Source organism: Longimonas sp. (assembly GCF_040409695.1).
GTDB lineage: Bacteria > Bacteroidota > Rhodothermia > Rhodothermales > Salinibacteraceae > Longimonas.
In genome coordinates this window covers 1-9,133 of record NZ_JARWGJ010000101.1, presented here as the reverse complement: position 1 = coordinate 9,133, position 9,133 = coordinate 1, and the positions used below count along the sequence as shown (strand labels likewise).

At 61.3% G+C, this 9,133-nt stretch carries 6 protein-coding genes; 4 read left to right on the top strand and 2 right to left on the bottom strand.

Annotated features, from left to right (window positions below):
- Window positions 1-358 precede the first annotated feature (358 nt).
- From PPP56_RS06515 to PPP56_RS06505, 3 genes are all read left to right on the top strand, one after another.
- Window positions 359-1,306 (top strand): hypothetical protein, encoded by a 948-nt coding sequence (locus PPP56_RS06515; RefSeq protein ID WP_353563229.1) that lies wholly within the window; start codon window positions 359-361, stop codon window positions 1,304-1,306.
- A 262-nt stretch (window positions 1,307-1,568) separates the two neighbouring features.
- The gene (locus PPP56_RS06510; RefSeq protein ID WP_353563228.1) at window positions 1,569-2,549 is read left to right on the top strand and encodes a nucleoside recognition domain-containing protein; all 981 of its coding nucleotides are present in this window, start codon (window positions 1,569-1,571) and stop codon (window positions 2,547-2,549) included.
- A 58-nt stretch (window positions 2,550-2,607) separates the two neighbouring features.
- Window positions 2,608-3,156 (top strand): spore maturation protein, encoded by a 549-nt coding sequence (locus PPP56_RS06505; protein ID WP_353563227.1) that lies wholly within the window; start codon window positions 2,608-2,610, stop codon window positions 3,154-3,156.
- 625 nt (window positions 3,157-3,781) lie between these two features.
- Here the strand turns inward: PPP56_RS06505 and PPP56_RS06500 are convergent.
- A complete protein-coding gene (locus PPP56_RS06500; protein WP_353563226.1) occupies window positions 3,782-6,226 on the bottom strand; it encodes a zinc-dependent metalloprotease in 2,445 nt (814 codons plus the stop codon).
- 262 nt (window positions 6,227-6,488) lie between these two features.
- Between PPP56_RS06500 and glgB the strand changes: the two genes are divergently transcribed.
- Complete coding sequence (gene glgB, locus PPP56_RS06495; protein WP_353563225.1) at window positions 6,489-8,381, top strand: 1,4-alpha-glucan branching protein GlgB; 1,893 nt, start codon at window positions 6,489-6,491, stop codon at window positions 8,379-8,381.
- A 374-nt stretch (window positions 8,382-8,755) separates the two neighbouring features.
- On the opposite strand, the gene PPP56_RS06490 is transcribed toward glgB, so the two are convergent.
- Window positions 8,756-9,133, bottom strand: a 378-nt coding sequence (locus PPP56_RS06490; RefSeq protein ID WP_353563224.1) for a hypothetical protein, incomplete at its 5' end; no start/stop codon positions are given.

The window sequence follows — 9,133 nt, the reverse complement described above, 5'->3', positions numbered from 1 at the left end:
ACGTGAGCCGCCTCGCCAGCGGCACGTACTTCCTGCGCATGCAGACCGCGGGCCACACCGAAACCCGGCGCGTGACCGTCGTGCGGTAGCGTCATGCGGCGTCGCGTCGTCTTCAGAATCATCGTTAACGCTGATGCCCGTGCAGGGATGTGCATTCCTGCACGGGCATTGACGTTTCGGGGAGGGCACCATCTGCTGCCGGGGCAGCCCCAGCCGATACGTCAGCCGATACCTAAGCCGATACGTAGCTGCTCTACTGCCGTTGATCGTTCTTCAAGCGACGGACACCCACCCGCTGCTCTGCGTAGTTACTGCACCGCAACCCTCTCATGAGCTTCTGGCAGCGGCCATGTCAGCTATGATCGTCTCTTTGCCTACGCTGTGCCGGATCGGCGGCGCCTGCCTTCTGATCCTTCTCTGGAGCGCAGGACTGCCCGACACCTCCGAGGCGCAGCGGCTCCCCGACCGTCACTTCATCACCAATCCGTTCTGGGATGCCCGTACGTCCGTGGAGCCGGACGCGTCTCAGCTGGTGAACAGCTACGGCGGGTGGGCAGCCTTCGGCCCCTATCTCACCGGCGACAGCGACCACGCCTGGCACCACGAAATCGGCGGCTTCGTAGAGCTGTGGCGCTCGCATCGCACTAGCCTGCTGGTGACTACACAGATTGAGTTCATCGCCGACCCGAATAATGAGATCAACTTCAACCCGCGAGCGGTGCTCTGGGAAGAAGGTATCGTACTCACGCGGCGCCAAAACACCTTCGACTGGCAGGTCGGCTACTACCACCGCTGCAAGCACGACATAGATAACCTCGCGATTGGCGAGCAGCGGGCCTCCATCTTTGGCAGCCTGCGTGGACGCCTCATCCTGCCCGCCCGGTCGCACGAGACCGACGACTACCTGGCCCTTGAAACCAACTTCTACACCATCCGGCAGGATGCGCGGCTTCCCCGCGTACTGGAGTCTGAAGGACGCAACTGGAATCAGCTACTGGCGTCGGTGGGCGCACAGGGCTTTACCCGCATCGGCCTCCCCGCCGCAACGACCGATCTCTACGCACAGGTGCGCGGGCGCCTCTCCGTCCTCAGCGCCAACGAGGGCTTCTTCAACCGGCTCTCTGCCGTCGACCAGCTGCGGGGGAGCTTTGGCACCGCCATCGGCGTTTCCGTACGAGGACGCGCTGAAATGCGGCTTGGACTGGAGTACGAGTACAGCCACGACACCGGTATCCCGGCCGTCCCAACCGATGCCCATCTACTGCGCGTGGTGCTGCGTGCGCATCCCTTAGACCTCGTTCGGTAGCTGTCATCCAGAGCGCTCTGCCGTTGTTAACGTACAGCCCCCGGGTAGGTCACCCCTTCGCCTCCAGATGACTGGCATCTTCAGGCGAAAGGCCTCACACCGCCTCCACGCTCGTCACGCTCCTATGCGCCCCAAACACCCCAGTACGTTCTCTTCTGAACAAATCGTACGCCGGACTTTACCGATCCGGTAGCGCTTGTGGGGTATCGTTCCGTATGCTGTGTGCTGTTCGTCATGCCACGCATTCCCCACGCCATCACCCATGCTCAACTACATCTGGGCCGGGCTCATCATCTTCAGCCTGGTGTTTGCCCTCTCGACCGATGTGCGGGAGCTCTCGACCGACCGCCATCGCAACGGCGATGCCTTCGAGGTCACCGTTACCTTTCCCGATACCTACGACCCCGAGGCCCGGCGCCAGGCCGTCACCGTTCACCTCGACACCACCGCCTTCCACGCGTTCTACCCCGACACCACCCCGCCCGAGCCGCGCTATGACGGACGCCTCGTGCAGACGCAAGATGGCAACCAGGTCGTGTTCGGAAGCGGCACAGAGCTACCGCAGCCCTGGCAAGATATGCGCGCGTTCTATGGCGACGACACCGGCGACCCAATCCGTGCTGAGGCCCGCTTTGTCGATGCGCCCAATGCCTCCGTGCAGGCCGCACTCACCTTCGAACCGGTACACTTTCGCAAGCTGAACGACATCGCCGCTGCCGCGCTCAGCTTCGCCGAAACCGCTGCCTCCCTGGCGCTCGGACTCATCGGCGTGCTCGCGCTCGTGCTCGGGCTCCTCAAGATCGGCGAGGAAGGCGGGCTCATCCAGTCGCTCACGCGCTTCGTGCAGCCTGTGCTGCGCCCGCTCTTTCCGGATCTCCCCAAAGACCACCCGGCGCTGGGCACCATCTCGCTGAACCTGCTCGCCAATGTGTTCGGACTCGGCAATGCCGCCACCCCGCTCGGCATCAAGGCCATGGAGCAGCTGCAAAAAGAGAACCCGACCGAGGAAACCGCCACCAACTCCATGGTCATGCTCCTCGCGCTGAACACGTCGAGTGTCCAGCTCGTGCCGCCGGTCTTGCTCATCGCCATTATGGGACTGCAGGTCAACGAGCTGGTCTTCTCTATCACTATCGCTACGGCCATCACCACCGTCGCCGGCATCGCTGGGGCGGTCTACCTGAGCCGCATGAAGCGCTTTGCCGATACCAATCCGATGAAGCAGATGAAGCAGTCGCCATAGCCGCTTCCGCACCGCATCCCACCGCCTTTCCTACCCCACCCACTCTCAACACACCAACATGCTTGAGCTTATTCGCAGCACCGTTAGCATCCTCTCTTACTTTGTGCTCCCCGCCATCCTCGTTGGCTTTCCGCTGTACGGACTCATCAAGGGCGTGCGCGTCTACGAGGTCTTTGTCGAGGGCGCCAAAGAAGGCTTCGAGATCGCCGTCATGATCATTCCTTACCTCGTGGCCATCCTCTTTGCAATCGGCATGTTTCGCGCCTCAGGCGCCATGGACTTCTTCGTAGACCTGCTCGACCCGGTGCTCGGACTCGTCGGCATTCCTGCTGAGGTGCTGCCCATGGCCATCATGCGCCCCCTCACCGGCTCCGGCTCCGCTGCTCTCGTTGCCGACATGATCGAGCAGTTTGGCGAAGACGCCCTTATCGTCAAGATGGTCGCCACCATGTTCGGCTCCACCGAAACCACGTTCTACGTCATCGCCGTCTACTTCGGCGCCGTGAACATCCGCCGCACCCGTCACGCCGTGCCTGCCGGGCTTTTTGCGGATGCGGTAGGGGTGGTGGCTTCGGTGTATGTGGTTCGCTTGCTTTTCGGAGGCTGATCCTCGTCAGCATGCCCCTCACTGCAGGCGACTCGTTCGCGCTCGCCTCTCTAAACCTCGCGCAGTGCGTGTTCGCATCTATGCCCGCCGTGAAAAGCAACGAATGCGATTGCCACGTCGCTTCGCTCCTCGCAATGACAAGGGGGCTGGGTTTTTCATCGCGAGGCGGGAGCGTAGGCGACGGACGCGGCCCTGTCAGCGTAGCGAACGAGTACTCCCGGGGTGTGCGATATAGCGCATTCCATCATGGTAAGTGTCGTCACACGTCTGTTTTGGGTAAGCACCGCTCCGTTCATGGATTGTCATCTTGAGCGGAGCAACTGCGTCTAGCAGGTGCGGAGTCGAAAGATCTCCCCCAAAGTAGGCAGGATCCTCTGTCCCGCCGTATCTGCTACAGACCGAGGAGAGGGTTCGACTGCGGCCTCCTCCGTCGGCCTTCGCTCACCATGACAAGTGGTTTGTGATGATCATCGTACAGGCTCTCACTCGCCTTGCACTCCAATATTGACACGTGATTTTACTTAGTCTCTCCAAGCAGACCCATATCCATAAAAAAGCGCCCCTCCTGCCAGAAGCACGAGGGGCGCGGTAGTATGCCATCGATGTTCAGAGCGCTATGAGAGCGCTATGAATCCAGCGTCTTTGAGATGCGGTCGAGCGCATCCTGCAGGTGCAGCTCTGTCGCCCGGTCGGGCGTGCGGTTGAGCGCGCGCTGAATCTCGCCCTCCAGCGTACGCAGCTCGCCCCGCACATACGGGCGGATGTCAGACTGTGCCACGTCGACCGGCGTCAGGTTGAAGAACTCCACGATAGGGCCCGATGGCATGTCAGGCTCTTCGTTGAGCAGGTGATGCATCCGGTCAAGATAGCCGCGCTGCAAAGCCCGGCGGTAGGCATCGATAGCCTCGCCCTGAGCGAGCTCGGTCCACACGCCGCTGCGCACCCCTTCGAGCAGGTCGAGTGCGGTGTAGACCTCGTCGGCACCGTGCATCGCTTCGGCCTCAATGAGACGCGCCATGCGCATCGGGTCGAGCACATCGTCGACCACGCCCACCTGGATGGTGCGCACCCGCTCGATCGCGCCGCTGCCTTCAATGCGCCGCAGCACCTCTTCATCGATCAGCCACTCGGGCGTTTCAAACGCGTGGGTATTCAGGAACTCCATAGCGCGCTGCTGCTGCTCAGGCGGCACCACCTCGTAGACCAGCCCATCCTGGTCATACGACTTGTGCGTTTCAAACACGCCGCCCAGATTGGTGGTCACATGGCCGAGGTACCGGTTCCATTGCGTCACGACCTCGCCATACAGCTCACCCATCTGGTCGTAGAGCTCGCCGTCGCGGGCCGTCCACGACATCAGGTTTGGCACGATGCGCTGCAGGTTAGCGATGCCCAGCTCGCCTGCTTCCATGTTATCGTCGCCCAGCGCCTCACGCTGCGAGCGCGGGTCGGCTCCCAGCGGATTGGACCCGCCGTAGAAGTAGCGCGGGTCGTCGGCGCGCTCTACGATCCATGCGTTCAGCGTTTCACGCTCTGCGTCGGGCGAGTCGTGCTCCGGCAGCAGCCGGTAGCCCCACTCGATCGACCACTCATCGTACGGCCCCACTTTGGGGTCGAAGTGCTCCACTCCGTCTTCGGGCTGCGCGATGTAGTTGAAGCGCGCATAGTCCATGATCGAAGCAGCGGTGCCGTTCTCCGCCGTGTAGGTTGGCGAACGAAGCGAGTCGACCGGCACGGCGTGCGAGGAGCCCCAGTTGTGCGGCAGCCCCAGCGTATGCCCGACCTCGTGCGCCGACACGAAGCGAATCAGCTCGCCCATCACGTCGTCGTCAAAGTCAACAGTGCGGGCATCGGGGTTCGACGCTGCGGTCTGGATGAAGTACCAGTTGCGCAGCAGGTTCGCCACGTTGTGGTACCAGCCGATGTGGCTTTTCAGGATCTCGCCACTGCGCGGGTCGTGCACGTGCGGACCGTATGCATTGGGGATCTCAGATGGAAAGTATCGGATGACCGAGTAGCGAATGTCTTCCGGACTAAACTCCGGGTCTTCCTCTTCGGTGGGCGGATCTTTGGCCATGATGGCATTCTTGAATCCGGCTGCTTCAAAAGCACCTTGCCAGTCGTCAACGCCCTGCTTCAGGTGCTCGCGGTAGCGCTCTGGCGTGTTCGGGTCGATGTAGAACACAATCGGCTCCACCGGCTCCACCAGCTCGCCATCGGCGTACGCCTCAGGATCCGACGGCTCCAGGCGCCAGCGCGTAATGTAGCAGCGCTCTACAGCCCGGTGCTCCTCACGCCCATAATCAACCTGGTTTACGCTGAAGTAGCCAACCCGGTCGTCGCAGAGGCGCGCCTGCATGGGCTCCTCGGGGAGCAGCACCATGGAGTGGTTCATCTTCAGCGAGATGGAGTTGGTTGACCCGTTCGAGGGCGGCTCCTGCGCGTCGTACGTGAGCACGTTGCGTACCTCAATGTTCTCAGGATAGCTGGCCGCACGCTCTAAAAACGTGCGCGCTGCATCCAACCGGCGCACCTGATACTGCTGTCGGCGGCTCTGCTGCAGGCCAAGCGCAGGCACATCGGTCGTAAAGAGCGGGGTCGTATCGATGACGACAGCCGAGCTGTCGGCGTTGTGCGCCTCGATATCGAACGCCATAATGATCGGTTCAAAGTTGGCATTGCGCACTGCTCCATAGATCGGGAGGTCCGGGTCGGCCACGTTGTCGTAGCTTACGCGCCGCAGCAACACCTTGTCGCGGTTGCGCTCCCAGCGCAGCACCTGCGTATTGGCTTTCTCGCCCCCAAAGCCAATGTTGTTGGCGGTCTGCGCAATGCGCGACACCATCAACATCTCACGACCGAGAAGCGAGTCGGGAATTTCGTAGTAGAGCTGATCGTCTTTTGTATGGGCCGTGAAGAGCCCTTCGTCGGATTCAGCGCCTGTTACAATTTCGTCATACGAAGAAGTTGGTGGTTGATCGTTATCGTCGGAAACCGCAGACTGCGAGGAGGCACACCCGGTAAACAACAGGGCGGCCACCGCACACGCGGCGATAAGTCGATGGAGCATGAAGTAGGAAGGTTCAGTCAAACAGATGTAAAGACAATCCTTGAAGCCACTCCCCCGCAAGATCGTTTCTTCCGCGTTGCCCTTATGCCATCAAGCGTCGCTTCATTCCATAGATTGCAGAGGACAGGCTTCGCAGGGGTGGGGCCAGGGAGCGACCACGGCGGCTGAGGACGCCCTCCACGTGCCAGAGTTGACAATGGATGTGCAGCGTGTATCTTGGTTGGTCCCATACCGATTCCTTTTTGCCTAACCGCGTCCGTCTATGCCGCGTCTTACTGCCGACCAACGCTATCTCTGGAATGAAGGCACCGACTACCAGTGCTACACCTGGATGGGCGCGCAGGTGAACCCGGCTGGTACCTGGTTTCGCGTCTGGGCCCCCAATGCCGACTCGGTATCGGTAATGGGCGACTTCAACGACTGGTCGTCGGAAGCGCACCCGCTCCGCGACGCTGGGGGCGGACTCTGGGAGGTCTACCTGCGCTCCGCGCGCCCTGGTGCGCGGTACAAGTATCGCATTAACGCCAACGGAGAAGCGTTCGACCGCACCGACCCGTTCGCGTTCGCGATGGAGCCGCCCGCAGAAAACACCTACGAGGGCATCTCCTCGATTGTCACCGACTTAGACGACTACACCTGGAACGACAGCGACTGGATGGCTGCTCGCAACGGCCCCGACACGCTCGATGAGCCGGTCTCTATCTACGAGCTGCACCTCGGGTCGTGGCGCCACCAGGCCCCCGGCGAATCGTTCTCGTACCGCGATATTGCTGAGCCACTCGCGGAGTACGTGAAGGATATGGGCTACACCCACGTCGAGCTCATGCCCGTAGCCGAGCACCCGTACTACGGCTCCTGGGGCTACCAGACCCTGGGCTACTACGCCCCCACCTTCCGCTACGGGTCGCCGCAGGACTTCATGTACCTTGTAGACACCCTGCATCAGCACGGCATTGGGGTGCTCATGGACTGGGTGCCGGCGCACTTCGCTACCGATCCCCAAGGCCTCACCTACTTCGACGGCACCCACCTCTTCGCCTACGACGACCCACAGATGCGCAATCACCCCGACTGGGGCACGTACGTATTTGACTACGGGCGCAACGGCGTGCGCAACTTCCTGATCGGCAACGCGCTCTTCTGGCTCGACCGCTACCACATCGACGGGCTCCGGGTGGATGCGGTGGCCTCAATGCTCTACCGCGACTATTCGCGCGGCGACAACTGGACGCCCAATGTTCATGGCGGACGTGAAAACCTGGAGGCGATTCGTCTGCTGCAGGATACCAACACGCAGGTCTACAAGCACTTCCCCGGCGCTATGACCATCGCCGAGGAGTCGACGGCCTTTCCGGGCGTCACCAAACCGGTTGATATGGGCGGGCTGGGCTTCCTCTACAAGTGGAATATGGGGTGGATGAACGACACGCTGGAGTACTTCGAGAAGGAGCCCATCCACCGCAAGTACCACCATGGCGATTTTACGTGGACGCTCAGCTGGGCCTTTACCGAGCAGTTCATGCTTCCGTTCTCGCACGACGAGGTGGTGCACGGCAAGGAGTCGATGTGGGGCAAGATGCCGGGCGACGACTGGCAGAAAGCCGCCAACCTGCGGGTGCTCTATACGCACCAGTACGGCCACCCCGGCAAGGTGCTCTCGTTCATGGGCAACGAGTTCGGGCAGTACCATGAGTGGAACCACGACCAGCCCCTCACCTGGGACCTCACCGACAAGCGGCTGCATGCCGGCCTTCAGCAGTGGGTCCGCGATCTCAACGCCCTCTACCAGGGCCGTCCGGCGCTCTGGAACGACACCGAAAGCGGCTTTTCGTGGATTCACTATGGCGACCGCGACCAGAGTGTGATCAGCTATCTGCGCAGACGCGGCGACCAGGTGCTGGTGTTCGTGCTGAACATGACCCCCGTGGCGCGAACCGACTACCGTATCGGGCTCCCTACTGCGGGGATGTGGACGGAGCGCCTGAACAGCGATGCGGATGTCTACGGCGGCAGCGGCGTGGGCAATGCCGGAACGGTACAGGCCGAGAACCATCCGTATCTCGGGCAGCCGGCCTCGGTGTCTGTGGTCGTCCCCCCCCTCGGTGCCCTGGTCTTCTCGCCGGAAACGCAGGCTGATTTCGACCCGGGCACCTGACCCACACCACCCGGACCTTCCGCAATGGAACCTATTCTTGGTAGTGGTGCAATGGGTAGCGGTTCAATGGCAAGTGATTGTCATATGGCCGGCATCATTGGGGCCGGCTCCCCTGTCTATCGAGCTTCGCTGAAAGCGCGATCCTGTGGACATCTCCCCCTTGGAAAAGGAGGAGAAACCCGGCACGCGCCCGCGGGCGACTGATGCAGCGAACCGGAATCAGGGGAGCGAAGAAGGCAAACCTATAATGCATATCATCCTGACGCCCCTGGGCAGAAGGATCTCAACGCCGGCCTTTCCAGGCGGGGTATGCCACGAGTCTATTCGCTCACACGAGCTTGGTTGACGGGAGGGTATTCACACGCTGGCATGCATCACTCTTTTTCGTCGTTGTCTTTAGTGAGCCGCTCGATATCGGCTATGTCCTGAGGGCGTCCGAGTGCTCTCTTATTCTGGATAAAGTGGGCTCGGCTCAGCACAAACAGTGAGGTGCTCCCAATCTCAACTCGAATCCGATCTTCCCATGCACGTTCAAAGCTGACTCCCTCAATGGAGGTGAGAAGATCGATCCGGCGTGGAGAGATTCCAATCTGAAAAACGGTGCCTGGTGTTTCGAGGTCTTCACGATCGATCTGAAAAAGAGGGGCTCCGAATGCATCAAGCGCCCGCAAGACACGCTCGGCATTGCGCTGGGATGAGTGTATCCAGAGATCGATATCGCCGGTGGCACGCGGATGTCCGTACACGGCGAG

Coding starts and splice junctions, on each gene's coding strand:
- PPP56_RS06510 (WP_353563228.1), top strand. CDS start 1,569: ATGCTCAACTACATCTGGGCCGGGCTCATCATCTTCAGCCTGGTGTTT.
- PPP56_RS06500 (WP_353563226.1), bottom strand. CDS start 6,226: ATGCTCCATCGACTTATCGCCGCGTGTGCGGTGGCCGCCCTGTTGTTT.
- PPP56_RS06505 (WP_353563227.1), top strand. CDS start 2,608: ATGCTTGAGCTTATTCGCAGCACCGTTAGCATCCTCTCTTACTTTGTG.
- PPP56_RS06515 (WP_353563229.1), top strand. CDS start 359: ATGATCGTCTCTTTGCCTACGCTGTGCCGGATCGGCGGCGCCTGCCTT.
- glgB (WP_353563225.1), top strand. CDS start 6,489: ATGCCGCGTCTTACTGCCGACCAACGCTATCTCTGGAATGAAGGCACC.